At 34.3% G+C, this 20,717-nt stretch carries 18 protein-coding genes; 3 read left to right on the forward strand and 15 right to left on the reverse strand.

Annotated elements, in window-relative coordinates; all coding sequences use genetic code 11:
- Positions 1 to 7: 7 nt before the first annotated feature.
- Genes ED556_RS05835 through ED556_RS05845 form a run of 3 tightly spaced genes read right to left on the reverse strand, consistent with a single transcriptional unit; the run spans position 8 to position 4,517 of the window.
- Positions 8 to 601 carry a hypothetical protein gene (locus tag ED556_RS05835; RefSeq protein ID WP_296320591.1) on the reverse strand — a complete coding sequence of 198 codons (594 nt, stop codon included), beginning with the start codon at positions 599 to 601 and terminating at the stop codon, positions 8 to 10.
- Positions 602 to 606: 5 nt separating this feature from the next.
- Positions 607 to 2,100 (reverse strand): alpha/beta fold hydrolase, encoded by a 1,494-nt coding sequence (locus tag ED556_RS05840; RefSeq protein ID WP_296320593.1) that lies wholly within the window; start codon positions 2,098 to 2,100, stop codon positions 607 to 609.
- Positions 2,101 to 2,111: 11 nt separating this feature from the next.
- Positions 2,112 to 4,517, reverse strand: a complete 2,406-nt coding sequence (locus ED556_RS05845) for a TonB-dependent receptor (RefSeq protein WP_296320595.1) — start codon at positions 4,515 to 4,517, stop codon at positions 2,112 to 2,114.
- A gap of 5 nt (positions 4,518 to 4,522) precedes the next feature.
- On the opposite strand from ED556_RS05845, the gene ED556_RS05850 reads away from it, so the two are divergent.
- The 3 genes from ED556_RS05850 to ED556_RS05860 are packed head-to-tail and all read left to right on the forward strand — an operon-like array spanning position 4,523 to position 6,497.
- The gene (locus tag ED556_RS05850) at positions 4,523 to 4,669 is read left to right on the forward strand and encodes a hypothetical protein (protein ID WP_296320598.1); all 147 of its coding nucleotides are present in this window, start codon (positions 4,523 to 4,525) and stop codon (positions 4,667 to 4,669) included.
- 26 nt (positions 4,670 to 4,695) lie between these two features.
- Complete coding sequence (locus tag ED556_RS05855; protein WP_296320600.1) at positions 4,696 to 5,772, forward strand: histidine kinase; 1,077 nt, start codon at positions 4,696 to 4,698, stop codon at positions 5,770 to 5,772.
- Complete coding sequence (locus ED556_RS05860) at positions 5,769 to 6,497, forward strand: response regulator (protein WP_296320603.1); 729 nt, start codon at positions 5,769 to 5,771, stop codon at positions 6,495 to 6,497. Before ED556_RS05855 ends, ED556_RS05860 begins: the two co-directional genes overlap by 4 nt.
- 1 nt (position 6,498) lies before the next feature.
- On the opposite strand, the gene ED556_RS05865 is transcribed toward ED556_RS05860, so the two are convergent.
- The 12 genes from ED556_RS05865 to ED556_RS05920 all read right to left on the reverse strand — a co-directional run bounded on the left by ED556_RS05865 (position 6,499) and on the right by ED556_RS05920 (position 20,655).
- Positions 6,499 to 7,071 (reverse strand): YdeI/OmpD-associated family protein, encoded by a 573-nt coding sequence (locus tag ED556_RS05865; RefSeq protein WP_296320606.1) that lies wholly within the window; start codon positions 7,069 to 7,071, stop codon positions 6,499 to 6,501.
- A gap of 2 nt (positions 7,072 to 7,073) precedes the next feature.
- Positions 7,074 to 8,714 carry a M1 family metallopeptidase gene (locus tag ED556_RS05870; RefSeq protein WP_296320609.1) on the reverse strand — a complete coding sequence of 547 codons (1,641 nt, stop codon included), beginning with the start codon at positions 8,712 to 8,714 and terminating at the stop codon, positions 7,074 to 7,076.
- Positions 8,711 to 9,370, reverse strand: coding sequence for a M23 family metallopeptidase (locus tag ED556_RS05875; RefSeq protein WP_296320612.1), 660 nt, complete (start codon positions 9,368 to 9,370; stop codon positions 8,711 to 8,713). Before ED556_RS05875 ends, ED556_RS05870 begins: the two co-directional genes overlap by 4 nt.
- Positions 9,371 to 9,503: 133 nt before the next feature.
- A complete protein-coding gene (locus tag ED556_RS05880) occupies positions 9,504 to 10,298 on the reverse strand; it encodes an arginase family protein (protein WP_296320615.1) in 795 nt (264 codons plus the stop codon).
- Positions 10,299 to 11,645 (reverse strand): M28 family metallopeptidase, encoded by a 1,347-nt coding sequence (locus ED556_RS05885; protein WP_296320618.1) that lies wholly within the window; start codon positions 11,643 to 11,645, stop codon positions 10,299 to 10,301.
- Positions 11,646 to 11,721: 76 nt separating this feature from the next.
- The gene (locus tag ED556_RS05890) at positions 11,722 to 12,867 is read right to left on the reverse strand and encodes a DUF6265 family protein (protein WP_296320621.1); all 1,146 of its coding nucleotides are present in this window, start codon (positions 12,865 to 12,867) and stop codon (positions 11,722 to 11,724) included.
- A gap of 8 nt (positions 12,868 to 12,875) precedes the next feature.
- Entirely contained in the window at positions 12,876 to 14,132 is a 1,257-nt protein-coding gene (locus ED556_RS05895) for a nuclear transport factor 2 family protein (RefSeq protein WP_296320624.1), read from the reverse strand.
- Between the two features lie 105 nt (positions 14,133 to 14,237).
- Positions 14,238 to 16,052, reverse strand: a complete 1,815-nt coding sequence (locus tag ED556_RS05900) for an acyl-CoA dehydrogenase family protein (RefSeq protein ID WP_296320627.1) — start codon at positions 16,050 to 16,052, stop codon at positions 14,238 to 14,240.
- 22 nt (positions 16,053 to 16,074) lie between these two features.
- Positions 16,075 to 17,265 (reverse strand): acetyl-CoA C-acyltransferase, encoded by a 1,191-nt coding sequence (locus tag ED556_RS05905; RefSeq protein WP_296320631.1) that lies wholly within the window; start codon positions 17,263 to 17,265, stop codon positions 16,075 to 16,077.
- 5 nt (positions 17,266 to 17,270) lie between these two features.
- On the reverse strand, positions 17,271 to 19,679 hold the full coding sequence (locus tag ED556_RS05910; protein WP_296320632.1) for a 3-hydroxyacyl-CoA dehydrogenase/enoyl-CoA hydratase family protein: 2,409 nt from the start codon (positions 19,677 to 19,679) through the stop codon (positions 17,271 to 17,273).
- Entirely contained in the window at positions 19,680 to 20,135 is a 456-nt protein-coding gene (locus tag ED556_RS05915; protein WP_296320636.1) for a MarR family transcriptional regulator, read from the reverse strand. It lies immediately after the preceding gene.
- A 127-nt stretch (positions 20,136 to 20,262) separates the two neighbouring features.
- Positions 20,263 to 20,655 (reverse strand): hypothetical protein, encoded by a 393-nt coding sequence (locus ED556_RS05920; protein WP_296320639.1) that lies wholly within the window; start codon positions 20,653 to 20,655, stop codon positions 20,263 to 20,265.
- Positions 20,656 to 20,717: the final 62 nt, after the last annotated feature.

The following is a 20,717-nucleotide window of genomic DNA, read 5'->3' on the forward strand; positions in this document are numbered from 1 at the left end:
CCCTTTTTTACTCTTTGGTTGGTTCAAAAACCCACCAGACTTTCCCATTGCTTGAATTGAAACTTAATTTTAAAACACCTAAATCGCTATAGATTAGATATTTGTATTTTATAGTTAATTCTTCTTCATTTAAAGTGGCATTATAAACACCATCTTCGTATATAAATTTTATTCCATTGCTAAGAACAAATTCTAGATTCTTTTTACCTTCTATCGTTTCAGAATTAGAGACATTAGATGTGGCAGTAACGCCATTGCTATGAATGCTTTTTACACCGGATGCTTTACGAGAATCGCTAAACTTATAGGTAAGTAGTTTTTCGACTTTACCTTCGGTTAATTCAAATATGTCAGCGTCATCTTTCCAACTAGGGTAGACATATAAAGTGTGTTTGTCTTCAATATCAATATTCCCTGGCTGATCACTATTTTTAAAAACAATGTAGCCTTCTTTTGTTTTCAATTCAAATTTTGTTCCTGGTGGATACATTACATAATCATGGGCTTCATTACTCTTGGTTACCTTAAGGTATGTTTTTTGAGCAAAACCACTCATACAAAGAAGTATGGTTGTACTTAGTGTTAGTAATATAGTTTTCATAGTTTCTATTTTTTAGTATTAAATTTTGGCGTTTTTATACGTTCTAAACATTTAGGTTGTGGCGCTGCATTTGGGTTTTCAAAAAAACTATTTGCGACTTCCATGCCACAAGGATTATTCCAGTAGGTGGTTGGTATATGTTTCCATCCTTTGAATATGATATGATATGCATTTTCTAGATTTGGAAGCATATTTTTGGCCCATTTAAGGGGTGTGCTTTCATCGTATTCTCCACTAATTAGTAGTATTGGAACATTGCTTTTAATAGCTTCATTTTCTTTTTTAGAAACAGGGTTTACACCCCAAATTTCACAGACTGAAGATTTAAAAACAGCAGGATTTAAGCCTATAACTTCTGGATAACGATTAGCCTCCATTTCAATCTTTTCTTTAGAATTAAATGGATATTCTTCAGAACACCATACTGAGAGTCTCATGCCTTTTCCAGAGCCATCACCCTTTTGAGAAAAAAGCGATGTCTGGTAGCTTATGATTGTACTTAAGTCGCCATTTAAGATTTTGTCCACTTCGAGAGGTAGGTTTGGTACATTTCCTGTTGAATATAAACTGAAGATTTGTATTAAATCTGCACCTTTAAAATGGAATGTTTCCATCTCTCCATTTTCTGGATTTTGAATATTTATACTCAGTGGATTTTCGGTTTTTTCTCTCAGAAAATTGAAAAAACGGTTTTTTAAATCAGGAAATGCTCTATCACATTCAGTATCTTCAGAGCAATCATCAAGTACTTTTTCTGCAACCTCAATTAAGTTAGTAATGCTTTCTTCATCGTAACTTACTTCTAAAGGTAAAGGTGAGTCCATAACCACGCTGCGTATACGTTTAGGATAATCTCGTAATAAGACTTGAGCAATTTTTGTGCTATAAGAAATGGTCAATAGATTGTATTGCTCAATTCCTAATACATTGACGAGATCATTAATATCAGCTGCTATTTCATTGGTATTGTAACCGTTTAAATCAATATTCTTTTTAGTTAAACGGTTTTTACATTTTCTGGCAGCATTATCAAACAATTGATCTGTTTGTTCGTCATCAAAACCAAAACTATTAGACTTAGTAATAGCATCTCCCCATTCTGGGCAATCTAAATGCGGCTCTGCATAATAATTACCTCGTTGTTCGACCAATATAAAATCACGGTTATCCAGATATCTATAATATTTCATGTATTGAGCTGAAGGCATAGTTGTATATCCTGGACCACCAACAGTATATATTATAGGGTCAGGATCAGGATTTGGGTTTCTACTTTTGAATATATATACAGGAAACTTAATGGTTTTACTATCAGGATGATCTCTATTCTCTAATACTTCCATATATCCAAATGTATAATCTTGATCTTCGGCTATTTTATGAGTAGTTGTCGTAGAGACTTTAAAATTTGGTTTGAAATTGTTTTGCTTCTGACCATAGCAAGCATAAGAACTCAATAGGCCTAGTGTGATTAATATGTGGAATAATTTTACTTTCATTGAATGATATTTTAGCGACCTATTCTATTTTTTTCTGCATCAAGACCTGTGTTACGTTTTCTGGCTTTTTTAATTTCATTACGACCAAAATTATAAGTAAGATTAAAACGTACTTGTCTACTATCGCTACCACCATCACCGTTTATTCTGAGGTTTCCGAATTCGGTAACACCTTCCCAAGGAGAAGTAAATAGAATATCGTTAAAGGATAAACGCGCAGTTAATTGATCGTCAAAAAAGCGTTTTTGAAATGCGACATTTAAAGACCCAATACTACGAGTTTCGTATGTGCCACCCCAAATTGAAGGCGAACTATACCATCCTGAAATTTCTGCTCTAAAACCCTTTGGTAATTTAAAGGTATTTTGAGCATATAAGCTTAATGTATTTTGCGAAATAGGGTTAAAATCTGGATTTGTTGCTTCAAAAATACTTCTAAAGGCATTTACACTAAAGTATATATTCCACCAATCGTTAAAACGTGTAGGATAGCTTACACCTATATTTATAACCTTTTGATTTGCCACATTTCTTGTAGTCAAGAAGTTTTGATTTTGGCCAACAGCCTCGGTGATTTTAGCAAAATAGTCTTCTATAAAACTATAACTTATAGATGTTGTTAGCCTATAATTAAACGTATGTGACAATTTTAAATTATCAGTATACTGTGGCTGTAAAAATGGATTACCTCGGCTAAAAGACAACTCGTCGATTTTGTATTCAAATGGATTTAAACTTGCATAATTAGGGCGTTGAATACGGCGACTGTAAGTTAAAGCAAAAGCGTTTTTTTGGTTCAATTGATATGTGATTCCACCACTTGGAAACCAATCGGTATAGTTACGTTGTACGCGATTATTTTGGTCTGCTTGTAATGCAGTTAAGATACCATCAGATTGTGTGTTTTCCATACGCAAACCAAATTGAATATTCCATTTTTTAAACTGACGCTTAAAGTTAAAATATAAAGCATTTACGTTTTCATCATATTCAAAATCGTTAGTGCGTTCTTGATTTAAAATATCTTGACCGTTAATTCGGTCAAAAAAATCAAATTGATTATCAGTAACCACTTTAGAGAATTTTCCGCCAACACTTAATTTTCCTTTAAAAAGAGGTTGCTCATAGTCTAATTTAGCCGTAAATAAGTCGATGTCAATTGGCGTAACCATAAAGTTGATAACTTCACTAATGAGTTGAGATTGATTGCCATCAAAATATTGATTCGGTTGAAGATTTTCTCGTTCGCGCGAATAGCGACCATAATCTACATCAATATTTAAGCTTGTATCATTACTTCCTTTATATCTATAATTAGCATTAGCATAAATATTAGAAGTTTCACTTTGAACATCACTACCAGCTACTAATATTTGATCAGGATTGGTGTTACCATCAGGAATAATAGGTGTTCTGGAATCGGCCAGTGATTCGTTATCAGAAAAATTTCCAGATACAATAACTCCAAATGTAGATGTCTTGTCTACATACCAATCAAATCCCATTCTTACATTATTATTAACATCATCGCTTATGGTTTCTGTACGGGCATCAAAAATGGTGTTATTTTGCTGTCTAAAGAGATTAATAAAGCTTAAGCTTTCACCAAATCGGTTACTTAGCGTACCATAAAAACTTGTTTTCTTATTTCTATTATTAAATGATGCCGAAGTATTTACACGAGCAAATTCACCATATGTTAAGCCAGAAGTCAAGCTACCGTTTGTACCTAAACTTTTATCGCGCTTAAACTTTATATTGATGATACCTGCATTACCTTCTGCATCGTATTTTGAAGATGGTTGGGTAATAATTTCAACAGCATCAATATCACTAGACTGAATTGTTTTAAGGTAGTTCACCAAGTCTTCACCTCTTAGTACTGAAGGCTTATCATCTATATAAATAAGCACACCAGTTTTTCCTTCGACTATTAAGTTGTCGTTATTATCGATAATTACGCCAGGTGCTTTTCTTAATAAATCAAAACCAGAATCTCCAGCAGCATTTATCGTATTCTGTACATTAAATACCGTTTTATCTGCCATAACTTGCACCATAGGTTTTTCGGCTTTAACAACAACTTCATCAAGAGATTCGGATGCGGGATTTAATTTAATTGCACCTAGGTCTTTTTCAGAATTGGTAACACTAAATATCTGCGAAGTATACTTTTCAAACCCAAGACTGGTTATGGTTAATGTGTACTTTCCAGTATTTAAATTTTTGACGACGAAATTTCCGTCAGTTACTGTTACTGCAGCTTTTATAAATGCAGTTTGGTCTGAATTATAAATTGATACTATTGCACCTGGAATAGGTTCAAGGTTTTCATCAACAACAATACCAACGACATTGGATTGTGCGTAACCAATTAATGATAAAAATAAGAGTAAGTAAACTGTAATCGTTTTCATAATTAATGTATTTATACTCCAAATCTCCGGATAAGTTTACAGGTATACACCTTAGAAATGATGAGTTGACCAATACGCCGATAAGTTGGAAAGACCATTTAACTGACTATAGGTCAACTCATCGATTAGAAGGTGATAAAAAAATATACTAACTTTAAGTTTGTTGAAAAGTAAACTTATGGAAACCATTACGCCATTTTATCAAAAACGTCTATTAGGTATTAAAATAGGTGAGTTAGGTATTTTTATAGTATTTTATTTGTTCTGGGCATTTGCTTATCATGCGGCTATCACAATTAACAGTAGGGCTTGGAATGAAGGTGAAACATCTCTTTTTGACATAAAGGAATTTATGGATACCGTTGGAATAGATTATATTTTAAAAGCTGTTCTGACTTTTCCAGTTTGGTGGTTGTTAATTAGAAGGTTAAAAAAATGGAAGTATACTAATAAGATATTACTACATATTATTTTACTGCCATTATTTGTAATTGTATGGCAGCAATTATATTACTATGTATGTGATATTATTGGTTTTGGTCATTTAAGTGGTCCTGCATCTGCTTGGGATATTTATATTCCAGCTTTGTTTTATGCGTTGCAGTTTGGTATTATTCATTCTTATAATTATTACTTAGAAAATCAACAAAAAATACGTTTAGAAGGCGAACTCAGAACTGTTGCACTTAAAAGTGAACTTTCAGCACTAAAGGCGCAACTTAATCCACACTTTTTATATAATATATTTAATACCATTAGCGCATCAGTACCTCCAAAGAATGAAAAGACGAGGCATCTTATTGCAGAGCTTTCAGACTTATTTAGGTATCAATTAAAGGCTTCACAGGTTGAAAAAGTACCTTTAAGGGAAGAGTTAGAGTTTGTGAATAAATACCTTGATTTAGAAAAAGAACGTTTTAAAGAGCGATTAGAAGTTGAGGTCCATGTAGAAGACGATTTAAAAGATGAATTGATTCCGCCTATGTTACTGCAACCTTTAATAGAAAACTCTATAAAACACGGTTTATCATCTCTTATTGAAGGCGGTAAAATTTCAATTAAGATTTTTAAGAAATTAGATAAATTACATTTTGAAATTTCTGATACCGGAATTGGCATAAAAGATAAAGCTTCAGTTTTTGAAAAAGGTATTGGATTAACCAACACAAAACTTCGATTAGAAAAAATGTACCAAAGCACACTTAGTCTATCTGACAATTCACCAAAAGGATTAAAAATATCTTTTGCTATATGAGAAAGGTGATTATAATTGACGATGAAGAAGCTGGAAGACAGCTTATAAAAGAATATTTAGAAGATTATCCTGATTTAATTTTGCTTGGAGAGGCAAATAATGGAGTAGATGCTGTTAAAATTATTAATGAGTTTAGACCAGATTTGGTGTTTTTAGATATTCAAATGCCAGGAATGACTGGGTTTGATGTACTCACACATCTCGAAGAATTACCTCAGATTATATTTTCTACTGCCTATGATCAGTATGCTCTAAAAGCTTTCGAAGTACATGCTGTGGATTATTTGCTGAAACCTTATACCAAAGACCGCTTTAAAGTTGCTGTTGACAGATTAAAGGCCAATACAGACGAGAATAAAGCAAGGCCATTAGCTGAGAGTCTTTTAATGGATAAGCCAAAATTTCCTCAGCGTATACTGGTACAAAGCCAGAATAAGTTAGTTACTGTTGCTTTGGAGGATGTTATTAGGATTGAAGCTTATGGTGATTATTCAAAACTTATAACCGAAGGAAAAACCTACGTTAGTAACTATGGTATTTCTACACTTGAGGAAAAACTGAACCAAGCTATTTTTATTAGAGTACATAGGTCTTCCATAATTAATTTGAATACCGTAAAAGAGTTAAATAAGTATACTAAAAGCTATGACGTTACTATGAAAAATGGTGATGTTGTTAGGGTTAGTAGAGGTTATATGGATAATATTAAAAAACTAATGTTTTAATTTACCAAGCTTCTCTACTTTTAATATTAGCATTACAAAGTCTAATAATTTCAGTTATTCTTTTTTGTTTGGTTTCTTCACGTTTTGCACTTTGTAGCCATGACAGATAGCCTTTTCTATAACCTTTAGAAAAGTTTTGGTAGTTTTCAAATGCCCTAGGGTTTTTATCAAATGCTTTCTGAAGATTTTCTGGAATGATACCGTTTTCAACATCATCCATCGCAGTCCAAGTGCCTGTTTCTTTTGCAAGGTTAATCATTTTCCAGCCTGAGTCTTGGATTAATCCTGATTGTTCAAGTTCTACGATGTACTTTTTATTTAGAGCACTCCAATTACTTTTTGGATTTCTTGGTGAAAAATACTGTCGGCGCTTACCTTGGCCTAAACTTTTTACTGTAGAATCTATCCAACCAAAGCATAATGCAACCTTTACAGCTTCTTCCCAACGCATTGTTGGTATGCCAGTTTCAAGCTTATAAAAAATAAGATAAATGGCTTTGTATTTATCGTGGTTTCCTAATAGCCAATCGTACCATTCAACATCGCGTTCAAAATAGAGTTCTGGGATTTCCATGGCTACACTTTTTTGGTATATATATAATAGTCTCTATCCACCTTGAATTCATCACTTTCAACGTTTATAGTTTGCCAGCTAGACTTTGGGAAAATCCATTCTTTTTTATCGCCAATTTCCACCTCGATTGGCATATCAAAATTCTCAACAATATTCACATAACGGAACTTCAGTTTGTTATTTTCAATACTGTATTCTAACGTTGGGATTCTTGTATCTCTTAAATACTGATTAAAAAATGCAGATAAGTCTTTTTTAGTTTTTTCACTTATGTAATCTTCAATCTCTTTTGTAGATACTGTTTTATGGTAAAATTTTGAATTTAAACCTCTAAGAATTTGTCGCCATAACTCATCATCTTCGATTAATTGGCGTAACATGTGTAGCATGTTTCCGCCTTTATAATACATGTCACTAGAGCCTTCGTGATTAACATCGTATTGCCCAATAATAGGTTTGTCATTTGCAATATTAGCACGGGTTCCAATAACATAATCTGCTGAAGCTTCTTTCCCGTAATAATAGTCTAAATACAAATTTTCGGAATAGTTTGTGAAGCTCTCATGTATCCACATATCAGCAATATCTTTGTTGGTAATGCTATTGGCAAACCACTCATGTCCTGCCTCATGGATTATTATAAAATCGAATTTTAAACCCCAACCCGTTCTAGATAAATCCGTACCTCTGTAGCCTTTTTTATACCCGTTACCATAAGTGACTGAACTTTGATGCTCCATGCCTAAATAAGGTACTTCTACCAGCTTAAAACTGTCGTCATAAAAGGGATATGGTCCAAACCAATGTTCAAAGGCTTTCATCATTTTAGGAGCATCTTTAAAATGCGCTTTTGCTTTATCGAGATTATAGCTTAAAACCCAATAGTCCATATCTAAATCACCATTTTCACCTTGATATACTTCGGAAAAATTGACATAATCGCCAATGTTAACATTAACACCATAATTATTAATTGGGTTATTTACATACCAATGTGATTTTACTTTATCACCTAAATCCTCAAGCTTTCTTAATCTACCATTCGATACATTGGTTAATCCTTTAGGATTAGTAACACTTATTAGCATACTATCCACTTCATCGTACATATGATCTTTATTTGGCCACCAAACACTTGCACCTAAACCTTGGCAAGACGTTGCAATAAAGTGCTTATCATTCATGTCTTTTTTCCATGAGAAACCGCCATCCCAAGGTGCGCGTTTCGCTTCTCTAGGGTGACCTTTATAGTAAACAGTAATGGAATTAATATCACCTTTTTTTTGTTTTTCATTTAACGAAATGAAATGTGCATTTCCGTCGTGTTTTACATCTAATTCTTTATCATTTTGAGTGACTTTTATGATTTGCATGGGTTCTTGCAAATCGATCTGCATGACATTATGAGGTTCCAAAACTTTATATTGAATTGTATTTTTTCCTGAAATGAATTTTTCATCAGGCTTTACTTCAATATCTAAGTGGTAATAGGTTAAATCCCACCAAGCTCGCTCTGGCGTAATGCTTCCGCGAAGTGTATCTTGTTTAGTAAAATCAGTTTTATGAGATAATAAATCTTGCCCAAAAGCCATATTAAGACTTACTACAAATAGAAAATATATGATGTGTTTGAGTGTTTTCATTTTTTAGAAATTAAATCTCCTCTTTTTAAGGTTTTACCTTGAATTGAATCTATCATTATAGGTATGGATGCTAATCCAGTTTTAGTAGGTATGTAAACCCCAAAATGCAAATGTGGTACAGTTGTCCAACCCGTAAATCCAGATAATGCAATAGGCTGATTCGCTTTAACTGAATCTCCAACTTTAACCAAGCTTCCATTTTGTTTTAAATGAACATATTGAGAAAACGTATTGTCCTCATGATACAAAATAACATAATTTCCATAATCTCGAAATTTTTCAGATGTACCTTGTTTGTTGTGCTTTTGAGTTACTCTAACTACGATGCCGTCTCTAGCTGCTGTTATAGTGTCTCCAACTTTCATGTCAAAGTCAATTGTCTTAGCAGAAAAAGCGCCATAATGCGAAAAATCTCCATCATAACCTTGTATAATTTTTGAAGAATACCCTTTTAAAAATGGTAAGCTATAATTGTAATTGGTATCATAGGCTTTAAAAGGATATACACCGTAATAGCCTAAAAACTTATATTTTTTTAAAATACCATTCGAATCTCTTTCTTTTTCAGGGTAGCTTAAAATCACTTTTTCTTCAGTTGCTTGTAATTGCCTGTAAAGCGTATTATCATTAGTTCTATCAATAATCTTTACATACATAGGGCAATTCAATTTGTTATATGAAATAACATGTATTGAATCGTTTTCTGTCTTAAACTTTATAAAACTCGGTTTAGATATCTCTTTAGAGCAATTGATAAAACTGCAAAATAGTAAACAAAAAAAAATGGCTCTAGACATTAAATAGTAAATCGATTATAGGTTTTATAGGTGTCAATTCTTCATCCGTAGTAGCGACAGATTCTAAAATGCTTGTGCCAACAACATCAAAATTGTTTATTAGCTCAAGGATGATCTTTTGAGCTTTATCAGTAGTTATCCCATTATTTACATTAAAATATGCTGATTTGTAGGATTTCGGGTCTAGACAATCTACATCAAAGTGAATATACAATTGAGTAATATTCTTATTCTGAAGTGTTTTTATCAAGTCATTAGTATCAAAATCACTAGGCGCATAAATGCCCTCTTTAACTATGTATTTTTGTTCTGATTCATCTATACTTCTTAATCCTATATAATGTATTTGAGAAGCGTTGATTGTGCTAAAAAGCAGTGATTTTAATTCAGTATCACCTTCGCCAAGTAAGGTTCGCAGAGGCATACCATGAAAATTACAACTAGGAGATTCTTCAGGCAGGTTAATATCTGCATGAGCATCAAACCAAATTACTCCTAGGTTATTGTATTTAGATGCTAAATAGCTAACCGGAATAATCTCAAGACCACAATCACCACCAATAGTTTGTAATGTTTTTGGTTGTGTGGACTCAAGAGTGCTTCTAAAATTTGTGAGCTGATGTACTAATGCTTCATGTCCATTGATGTTGGATTGTTTTTCTAAAGCTTTATCAGAAAGCGGAAGTTTGGTTAGATGTGTATTCAAATAGTTTACTACGGTTTCAGCACCAGTTTTCATTGAAACTCCTGTACCCGAACCCTGCCATTGAGGAAAAAATATTTGCATCTACCGAATTATTTTATTTGGAAAAACTACAACACTCTCATGTCCGTCTTTACCAACTGCTGCTATTCCAAATAAGAAATTATCAATTACTATGCCTTTCAAAGTATGTTCAGATACATCACCTACATACCTGCTATTATCCCAAGTTGCCGAAGTGGTATCTCGCCAATAAATTTTGTAACCTACAGCGCCATCTACTTTGTTCCATTTAAATTTTGCTGAGGCCTCAACAATGCCACCAATACCGACATTTGTTGGTGCTGGCGGAGCAGAAGCTATATTAGCCATTGTAATAGCGTTAACAGCAGTTAGCTTTTTACAATACGGGAAATTTACATGCTCAAAAGTATCACCATAATTTATGCCATTTTCTGTTCTTATATCTTGATGCTGTTGTGTGTAATTCTCATGTGCTTCCATAATGCGTATACCGGCAAACCCAATATCATTAAAAGGTCTATGATGTCCACCACGACCAAACCTGTCTAAACGATACACCATTACAGGGTTCATTTCGGGCATGTAAGTCTTTGTCGTTTGATGAACATAACGTGCTAATTGACGCGAAATTCCATCAACTTCACCACCATAAAAACGACGTAATCTGGCTGCACGCTTAAGTTGTTCAGCATCTGTAATATCTGTTGTAATCGGTTCTGAAAAAATCCTAAATGTACGATTGTCAATCACACCGTCTACGCCTTCAATATTTCCAATCATGTCGTTATTGAGCACACCAATAATCTCCCAATTATTTTCCTTAGCATATCTTGCCATGCCTTGACCACCAAATAACCCTTGTTCTTCTCCAGATAAACCTAAATAGACAATACTACTTTCAAATTTATATTTTGAAAGCACTCGTGCAGCTTCAATAGCTCCAGCCATACCTGTTGCATTATCATTGGCACCAGGTGAATCATCTGTAAAGTTAGTAGGGTCGCTTATTCTTGAATCTATATCGCCACTCATTATGATATAACGATTTGGGTATTTTGTACCACGTTGAATGGCCACCACATTCACCACCATTACGTCTTTAATAATACGTTGATTGGCACCTTTTTTTACTAAATCCTTCTGGAAAAACACCTCTAAGCAGTCGCCACAATCTTTTGAAATATTATCGAATTGAGATTTTATCCAACGGCGTGCAGCACCAATACCTCTAGTATCTGAAAGTGTATCACTAAGTGTATGTCGTGTGCCAAAATCGGCAAGTGTTTTTACATCTTGTCTTAATCTATCTTCAGAAACAGCATCAATAATATCATAAATTTTTGGGTCTGTTTGAGCATTGGAATTGAAGATAAAAAGGCAGATTAGGATAAAAGAAATTCGTCTCATTTGGTTAGTGTTTTTTGATAACCTAAAAATACAACTTTCTAAAAAGACCAATTCTAAAGAATTGTTAATACAGACTTTAGTTTTTTCCTAAAGTTAGTAGAAGCGTTCCAAAGATTGAAGCATCTTTCCAACCTCTATCTTTATCATTTCCAGGCACAAATATCGAGCCTATAAAATTTTCTCTATGCTCACTAATGTCGTTATCACAGTAGGCCAAGGCAAACCCTATTTTTTTATCTATGCTGAGTTTTACAGGCGTATTTATTTCATCATCAACGTACGTATCATTAAACAATAAAATTTTCACTTCCCAAATGGTGGTGTTGCCATTTGTTTGTCTTGCTGAAGTAACATGAGAATTGTAGAGTTTACCATTTTTAGTATAATTCACATCAACGACATTTCCTTCTAAATCCACATGGTAAGCAAATGCATTGTGGTTGTATTGATGGTCACCACCACTATTATCTTCATCGATAAAAATTTCTAAACAATCTTCGTCCCACCAACTTTTTAAAGGATCTTTGTATACATCTCTTAATTTATCATCTTGTATTTCAGCAAGTAAGTAAAGCGCATCTTCTGTCCATGTAAGTTTGTATTTACCCTGAAAATCTTCTTTAGTAAAAGCTTTTCCAATCCATAGCTGATTTATAGGAAACCATTGCGCATCTTGCCAAATAGCTTCATCGGCTATACCGTCAATTTTAGGTGTTGATTCGGCTTGTTTTACTGTAATAAGTTGTTTGGTTTGTTTTTCTTTTTTATAGTTGAATTTTATGGTCTCTACTTTGTCTTTTTCTTTGACATCCACATAGACATTCATTTCAGAGTCTGACACTTTCTCAAAACTCATACCTTCAAAAACTACTTTGTTTTCTGTAATATATTTTAACGGAAAGTCAACTGTTTCGTCTTTGGTTTCCCAACCTTTTAAATCGTTATTAAAATGCTTGAGCTGAAGTACTAGATTATTTTCAATTTCACGAATAATTTCAATTTCATAAAATTGTACTTTACCATCCACGGTAAGCTTAAATGTGGCCATCATAGAGCCACCAGATGGTTCACTCCAAATTTCTTCAGTTTTACCACCAAAAGCTTCACCATGCCAAGTACCAGCTATCCAAGCTATATTTTCTAGCTTAGGTTCTAGATGTTTCTCTTGTGATAAAGCACAGAGTGTAAACAGAATAAAAGTATAAGTTAAAAATTGTTTCATTTCTCAATCTATTGCATAAATGTTACTCTAGTAATTTTTCCATTATTAACTTCGTAAATGGCTATTGCATTAAAGGTTTGTCCGTTTGCACTAACTTCTTCTTCATCAATTACCTTATTGCCAAAAACGATACGTTTTTTAATGACTGCTTTAAGTCCTTTGGCACGTTGAAACCAACTTTCGTATCCTTTTCGCATGGCTTCTTTGCCATCAGTTCTTAACTCATTAGGGTAATTATAGATTTTAATATCCTCTGAATAATCTGCCATAAAAGCATCAATATCTTGAGCATTATATGCATCTAAATTACGCTGTACTATGGCTTCAATATCAGAAGCTGAACTTGTGTTAGATGCTGAATCTGAACTTGAAGTTGAACCTGAATCATTATTTGACACTTTTGGTTTACCATTAATTTCAGCAGCTATTAAAAACTTATTAGAAATACTATTACCAGTAATTCGTGTAATCTTAGTGATGCCGTAATCGGAGAAATCTGCAATTTCTTTCCAGTCCTTATCTTTATTTAATGTAAGCTTATAAAGCTTGGCATCTTTACCCATCAGAATATCACCATTTATCATCCAGCACATATCTTCGCTACCACTTAATGTGTTGGCAAGGACTTTAGTAGCACCAGAAATGGGATCTAAGGATTTTATAGTCCAAGTCTCATTTTCCTTAGAAATATAACTTACCAAATTACTGTTTGGTATTTTATGAAATGAACGCCCAACATTCTCTTGATATTTACGACTTCGACCGTCTTGTAAATTGGTTACAAAGAGATTTAATTTTTGATCTTCAATAACTGATGACACAATGATATCTTCATTAAACCAAGTGTAATAAGCAACAACAAGGTCTTCAATTAGCTCAGTAGATTCGCCATTGCTTAGGTTATAGCTGTATAAGCGTTGCTTACCATCTTTGTCTAATCTTACAGCGGAAACGGCGTGTTTGTTTGGTATTTTCAAAGGTGTGTATTCTCCACCTTCAGTATAATTTATCCATGTTTTAGTACTGTAATTAGTTCGGTAAGACACAATATCTGTTTGTCCTTTGCGAGTAGAAGCAAACACTATTTGATTATCATTTACAAAAGAAGGCTGATTGTCATAACCTTCATTATTAGATATATTTTTTCCGTTTGAGAAGTTATATCCGCTATTTTCAACGGCTATATCGAATAAGAAAATTTCAGTGTTTGGTTGTTGAGCTGAAGCTAACGAAAAACTAAAAAGTAATAAAATGAAGTATTTCATTGTAGGATGTTTATATAATGATTTAAATATAGTGAATAAAAAAGCCGTACTAAAATAAGTACGGCTCTTACATTGCATAACGCAATTATTTGAGTTAGTCAGACATTAAAAACAATAGCCGTTCTCAGCAGATAATTTATCTGCAATTTGAGTACGTAATGCCACAACATTTGGCATATTTGTATACTTAGTAAAACGTTTTAAGCCCATAAGCATCATACGCTGCTCATCGCCTTCAGCAAAGCTTACGATACCTTCTTTAGCTTTACTATTAATAGTATCAACGGCATTGTATAAGTATAATTTAGCCATAGCAATTTGATGCTCTTGTGCATCTTCACCAAAACGCTTAGCATTTTTCTCTGTACGTAAAATGGTAGATTCTGCCATGTATACTTCAATTAAAATATCAGCAGCAGCCATTAATAATTGTTGGTGTTCTTCTAACTGTGGCCCATATTTTTGAACGCCAGCACCAGCAACCATTAAGAACACTTTTTTAAGTTTCTTAATCATGTCTTTCTCTTCAGAGAATAATTCTGAATAGTCAGGCGTATCAAAAGAAGGAATTCCCATGAGTTCATCAGCTACAGCAGTTGCTGGACCTAATAAATCGACATGTCCTTTCATGGCTTTCTTTACTAACATACCTACAGCTAGCATTCTGTTGATTTCATTAGTTCCTTCATAAATTCGTGAGATACGAGCATCTCTCCAAGCAGATTCCATAGGTGTATCTGAAGAAAAGCCCATTCCTCCAAAGATTTGAATACCTTCATCAGTACAGTTTTGTACATCTTCAGAAACAGCTACTTTCAAGATTGAACATTCAATAGCATATTCTTCAACACCTTTAAGCTCAGCTTCTTGATGTGTGTTTCCTTGCTCTTGACGAATAGCAATTCTGTCTTCAATATTTTTTGCAGCACGATATGAAGCTGACTCACCTGCATAACAACTTGTTGCCATGTCTGCCATTTTAGCTTTGATTGCACCAAACTTTGCGATAGGTGTTTTAAACTGAATACGCTCATTAGCATATTTTACAGCTTCAGTAATGACGCGGCGTTGTGCATCTAAACAAGCTGCAGCCAATTTAATACGACCAACATTAAGCGCATTCATTGCAATTTTAAATCCGCCACCACGCTCTGATAACATATTCTCAACAGGAACTTTAGTCTCGTTAAAGAAGACTTGACGAGTAGAAGATGAGTGAATACCTAATTTATGTTCTTCTTCACCTAAAGTAATTCCGTTTGGATTGTCTTTGTCATACTCAACTATAAAACCAGTAATATTTTTATCATCTTCAATTCTAGCAAATACGATGAATGTCTCTGCGAAACCTGCATTAGAAATCCACATTTTCTGTCCAGAAATTAAATAGTGCTTTCCATCATCAGATAAAACCGCTTTTGTTTTCCCAGAATTAGCGTCAGAACCTGCACCTGGTTCTGTTAAACAATAGGCACCAAATTTTTGTCCAGTTGCTAAAGCAGGAACATATTTTTTCTTTTGCTCTTCTGTACCATAAAGTGTAATTGGCATGGTACCAATTCCTGTATGTGCACCAAAAGCAGTAGCGATAGATCCAGTAGCTCCAGAAATATAATCACATACAAGCATTGTAGACACAAATCCCATTTCTAATCCATCATACTCGGCTGGAACAGCAATACCTAATAAACCTAACTCACCAGCTTTACGCATGATTTCTTCAGTAAAGGCATAATCTTTCTTCTCGAAACGTTCCTTGTGTGCCCAGATTTCTCTATCAACAAATTCTTTTACGGTTTCTAACATCATTTTTTGCTCTTCCGAAAAGTCTTCTGGAGTGAAAATGTCGTCACAGTTTGTGTCTTTAACGAGGAATTGTCCTCCGCGTAAAATTTCCTTTTCTTTTTCTAAAGTTTCCATAATTCCTATAGTGTTAAGTTTCTTAATTTAAAAATTCGAATATTCCTGCAGCACCTTGTCCAGTACCTACACACATGGTTACCATACCATATTTATTTTGCATATTACGTTTACGCATTTCATCAAATAATTGTACAGAGAGTTTTGCTCCTGTGCATCCAAGAGGATGACCTAGAGCAATTGCGCCACCATTTACATTGACGATATCTTGGTTTAAGTTTAACTCACGCATTACAGCTAATGATTGTGATGCAAATGCTTCGTTAAGCTCAATAAGTTCAATATCATTTTGTTGTAAACCTGCTTGCTTTAATGCTTTTGGGATTGCAGCAACAGGGCCAATTCCCATAATTCTTGGAGGAACACCTGCAGCAGAATAGCTTACCATACGTGCAATTGGCTCAAGATTTAATTCTTTAACCATATCTTCACTCATAACCATAACAAAAGCTGCACCATCACTTGTTTGAGATGAATTACCCGCAGTAACTGAACCGTTAGCTGCAAATACAGGACGTAATTTTGCTAAAGCATCTACGCTAGTTCCACGTCGTGGACCTTCATCTTTAGTTACAGTGAATTTGCGAGTCGCTTTTTTACCATTACCATCAATGTAAGTTTCTTCAACTTCAATTGGAACAATTTGATCTTGGAAACGGTCTTCATCTAAAGCCTTTAAAGCTTTCATATGTGAATTGAACGCAAATTCATCTTGATCTTCACGAGATACGTTATAGTCTTGAGCTACAGCTTCTGCTGTATTTCCCATTCCCCAATAGTAATCTTCATGACCTGCATTTACTAGCTCATAATTCAATTCGGGTTTAAAACCAGTCATTGGGACAGAAGTCATGCTTTCAGCACCACCAGCTATAATACATTCAGCCATTCCAGACTGAATTTTAGCCACTGCCATACCAATGGTTTCTAATCCTGAAGAACAGAAACGGTTCACCGTAACACCAGGGACATCAACAGTTTCTAACCCTATTAATGAGATAATACGAGCCATATTTAATCCTTGAGAACCTTCTGGCATTGCATTACCAACTATAACATCGTCAATACGTTTTACGTCAAATTCTGGAAGCTTACCCATCATGTACTGAATTGTTTCAGCGGCAAGTTCATCAGCTCTTTTAAATCTGAAACCACCTCTTTTGGATTTTCCAACGGCAGTTCTATATCCTTTTACTATATATGCTGTTTTCATTTTTCTTAATTTCTTAATGGTTTACCAGTTTTTAGCATGTGTTGAATACGCTCTAAAGTTTTACGTTCTGTACATAAGCTTAAGAATGCTTCACGTTCTAAGTCTAATAAGTATTGCTCAGAAACTCGTGTAGGTTCTGATAAATCACCACCAGCCATTACATAGGCTAGTTTATTTGCAATTTTTTGATCGTGGTCAGAGATATACTTCGATGCTTTCATTGCATCAGTACCAACCATAAATGTACCTAATGCTTGTTTACCAAGGACAAGTACATCTTTACGTTGTGGCTTTTGAGTATAACCTGCTTCAGCCATTAGTAATGCATGTTTCTTAGCTTCAGCAATTTGACGGTCTTTATTAACTACCACAACATCTTTTCCTTTTTGAAGTACATTAAAATCGAAAGCTTCATAAGCAGAAGTTGCAACTTTAGCCATACCAATTGCTAAAAAATGCTCTTGTAAAACATTCAATTGAACATCACCTTGGTGGAATAAATCTTGAGCTCTTAAGGCCATTTCTTTAGAACCACCGCCGCCAGGGATAACACCAACACCAAACTCGACAAGTCCGATATAAGTTTCGGCTGCTGCAACGACTTTATCAGAATGCATTGATAACTCACAACCACCACCTAAGCACATGCCGTGAGGTGCAGCAACTGTTGGAATAGAGGAGTAGCGCATGCGCATCATGGTATCTTGGAAATACTTGATGGCCATATTTAATTCGTCATACTCTTGTTCAACAGCCATCATGAAGATCATCCCAATATTTGCACCAACTGAGAAGTTTGCACCTTGGTTACCTATTACTAAACCTTCATACTCTTTTTCAGCTAAGTCAACAGCTTTGTTCAATCCAGCTAAAACATCGCCACCAATTGTATTCATTTTAGATTGGAATTCGCAGTTTAAGATGCCATCTCCTAAATCTTCAATTACAACACCAGAGTTTTTAAAGACTTCGTTAGATTTACGGATATTGTCTAATATGATAAATGCATCTTGACCCGGTTTCTTAACCTGAGCTTTTGCAGGTACATCATAGTAATAAGTAGCACCATCTTTTACAGTATAGAAAGATGTTTCGCCTTTAGTTATCATATCTGTTACCCAAGTTGCAGGCTCTTTACCTTCGGCTTTCATAAGTTCGATACCTTTTTCAACACCAACGGCATCCCAAATTTCGAATGGACCATTTTCCCATCCAAAACCTGCTTTCATGGCATCATCAATTCGGTATAACTCATCAGAGATTTCAGGGATTCTATTTTGAACATACGCAAACATGGCAGCAAAGTTCTTACGGTAGAATTCACCAGCTTTATCTTTTCCTCCAACCAATACCTTAAATCTATCAATTGGTTTATCAATCGTTTTCGTAAGTTCTAAAGTTGCAAATTTTGCTTTTTTAGATGGACGATATTCCATCGTCTCTAAATCAAGAGCTAAAATTTCGCGCTTACCTTCTGCATTAGTAGTCTTTTTATAAAACCCTTGTTTTGTTTTATTACCTAACCACTTATTTTCCATCATGGTATTGATAAAATCTGGTAATTTGAATAACTCATGTGCTTCGTCATCTGGACAGTTGTCATAAATACCATTTGCTACATGCACCAAGGTGTCTAGGCCTACAACATCGACAGTTCTGAAAGTTGCTGACTTTGGACGTCCTATAACTGGACCAGTCAATTTATCAACTTCTTCGATAGTTAACCCTAACTCCTTTACTTGGTGAAATAAAGATTGAATTCCAAAAATTCCGATTCTATTACCAATAAATGCGGGTGTGTCTTTTGCCAAAACCGAAGTTTTACCCAAGAACTTGTCACCGTATTCCATTAAGAAATCTGTAACTTCTTGTTTACAGTTTGGACCAGGAACAACTTCAAATAACTTTAAATAACGAGGTGGATTAAAGAAGTGTGTTACTGCAAAATGCTGTTGAAAATCTTCACTACGACCTTCGTTCATGAATTTTATAGGAATACCAGAAGTATTAGAAGAAATAATAGTACCAGGAGTTCTGTACTTTTCTACTTTTTCAAAAACCTGCTGCTTAATATCTAAACGCTCTACAACTACTTCCATAACCCAGTCTACATCTTTGATTTTGTGTAAATCGTCATCTATGTTTCCGGTAGTAATTCTATCAGCGAATTTTTTATTATAAATAGGAGAAGGTTTCGATTTTAGTGACGCTGTCAAGGCATCATTGACCAAACGGTTACGAACAACCTTATCTTCTAAAGTTAGTCCTTTTGCTTTTTCTTTGTCGTTTAGCTCACGAGGAACAATGTCTAATAATAAAACATCAACGCCAATATTTGCAAAATGACAAGCAATACCAGATCCCATAATTCCGGAACCAATGATTGCTACTTTTTTTATTCTTCTTTTGCTCATTTATTTGTTTATAGTTTCTTTTTGATTATAAATTTTTTTGTTAGAAATCATATTATTGATTAGCTCAGCTACTTCATAAAATCCATTCAACTGCTCATCAGAAATATTTTCTCTAATAGCTTCATTGAATGTTAATACACGATCTCTCGAATAATCTCTTTTTTCGCGACCAAAATCTGTTAGAAAAATTAGTACTCCACGACCATCTTCAGGATTAGGTCTTCGTTCTATAAGTCCTTTTTCTTCCATAGTTTTTAGTGTGCGTGAAAGACTAGTAGCTTCCATGCCCATTTTTGGTCCTAAGGACGTAGAAGGTGTTCCTTTTTCAGGATCTATACTTAATAAAGCAAAGCCAGTAGCCATTGTGCTACCAAATTTTGCAGCTTCTTCGTTATACATTTTATTTACTGCTAACCATGTGGTTCTCAGCACATAATCTATTGTTTTATCTTTCATATAGAATTTGTAAGTCTTCAAAGATAACAAAAAATACTATGCGTGCATAATAAATTTTTCTAAAAATTGGTGAACAAAAAAAGCGCTCCTGGATAGGAACGCTTTAAAATATTATGTTGGATTTAGTCTATTTCACCTTACCACTTACAAGGCCAACCACTGCACCAACAACGGCAGCCATTATAATAGATACTAGTAATTCTATACCATATCTTTGATAATCTACTTCAACGTCATTAGCCATATTGAAGAATATGGTAATAAGTCCCATGAACAAACCAATTACTGCACCAGCTTTAGCACCAGAACTCAACGTTGAAATTTGAGCCCATTGGTTAAAAATATAAGAGATAAAAAAACCAAAGGAAAAACAGCCAAATGTTATAAAAATCAGGGCGTTTGTGCCTTCTTGTGGTTGCGGAAAAGTTTCTGCGAAGATTATCCCATAGAATAACCATCCTAATAACCAATCTACCACACCACCAGCAAGTCCAGCGATAATAAATGTTTTAGTTTTCATAAGTGAAATTATTTAGTTAGTACCACTAAATATATGATAAAATACTTAAAGTGTTAAAAATC

The sequence above is a fragment of the Winogradskyella sp. genome (assembly GCF_003712105.1).
Lineage (GTDB): Bacteria > Bacteroidota > Bacteroidia > Flavobacteriales > Flavobacteriaceae > Winogradskyella.

What these genes read in the sequence shown, in the direction of transcription:
- ED556_RS05865 (WP_296320606.1), bottom strand. Translation starts at nt 7,071, where the DNA reads ATGGAAATCCCAGAACTCTATTTTGAACGCGATGTTGAATGGTACGAT.
- ED556_RS05875 (WP_296320612.1), bottom strand. Translation starts at nt 9,370, where the DNA reads ATGTATGTAAAGATTATTGATAGAACTAATGATAATACGCTTTACAGG.
- ED556_RS05900 (WP_296320627.1), bottom strand. Translation starts at nt 16,052, where the DNA reads ATGGAAACTTTAGAAAAAGAAAAGGAAATTTTACGCGGAGGACAATTC.
- ED556_RS05840 (WP_296320593.1), bottom strand. Translation starts at nt 2,100, where the DNA reads ATGAAAGTAAAATTATTCCACATATTAATCACACTAGGCCTATTGAGT.
- ED556_RS05895 (WP_296320624.1), bottom strand. Translation starts at nt 14,132, where the DNA reads ATGAAATACTTCATTTTATTACTTTTTAGTTTTTCGTTAGCTTCAGCT.
- ED556_RS05890 (WP_296320621.1), bottom strand. Translation starts at nt 12,867, where the DNA reads ATGAAACAATTTTTAACTTATACTTTTATTCTGTTTACACTCTGTGCT.
- ED556_RS05870 (WP_296320609.1), bottom strand. Translation starts at nt 8,714, where the DNA reads ATGAAAACACTCAAACACATCATATATTTTCTATTTGTAGTAAGTCTT.
- ED556_RS05910 (WP_296320632.1), bottom strand. Translation starts at nt 19,679, where the DNA reads ATGAGCAAAAGAAGAATAAAAAAAGTAGCAATCATTGGTTCCGGAATT.
- ED556_RS05860 (WP_296320603.1), top strand. Translation starts at nt 5,769, where the DNA reads ATGAGAAAGGTGATTATAATTGACGATGAAGAAGCTGGAAGACAGCTT.
- ED556_RS05855 (WP_296320600.1), top strand. Translation starts at nt 4,696, where the DNA reads ATGGAAACCATTACGCCATTTTATCAAAAACGTCTATTAGGTATTAAA.
- ED556_RS05885 (WP_296320618.1), bottom strand. Translation starts at nt 11,645, where the DNA reads ATGAGACGAATTTCTTTTATCCTAATCTGCCTTTTTATCTTCAATTCC.
- ED556_RS05920 (WP_296320639.1), bottom strand. Translation starts at nt 20,655, where the DNA reads ATGAAAACTAAAACATTTATTATCGCTGGACTTGCTGGTGGTGTGGTA.
- ED556_RS05845 (WP_296320595.1), bottom strand. Translation starts at nt 4,517, where the DNA reads ATGAAAACGATTACAGTTTACTTACTCTTATTTTTATCATTAATTGGT.
- ED556_RS05835 (WP_296320591.1), bottom strand. Translation starts at nt 601, where the DNA reads ATGAAAACTATATTACTAACACTAAGTACAACCATACTTCTTTGTATG.
- ED556_RS05915 (WP_296320636.1), bottom strand. Translation starts at nt 20,135, where the DNA reads ATGAAAGATAAAACAATAGATTATGTGCTGAGAACCACATGGTTAGCA.
- ED556_RS05880 (WP_296320615.1), bottom strand. Translation starts at nt 10,298, where the DNA reads ATGCAAATATTTTTTCCTCAATGGCAGGGTTCGGGTACAGGAGTTTCA.
- ED556_RS05905 (WP_296320631.1), bottom strand. Translation starts at nt 17,265, where the DNA reads ATGAAAACAGCATATATAGTAAAAGGATATAGAACTGCCGTTGGAAAA.
- ED556_RS05850 (WP_296320598.1), top strand. Translation starts at nt 4,523, where the DNA reads ATGTATTTATACTCCAAATCTCCGGATAAGTTTACAGGTATACACCTT.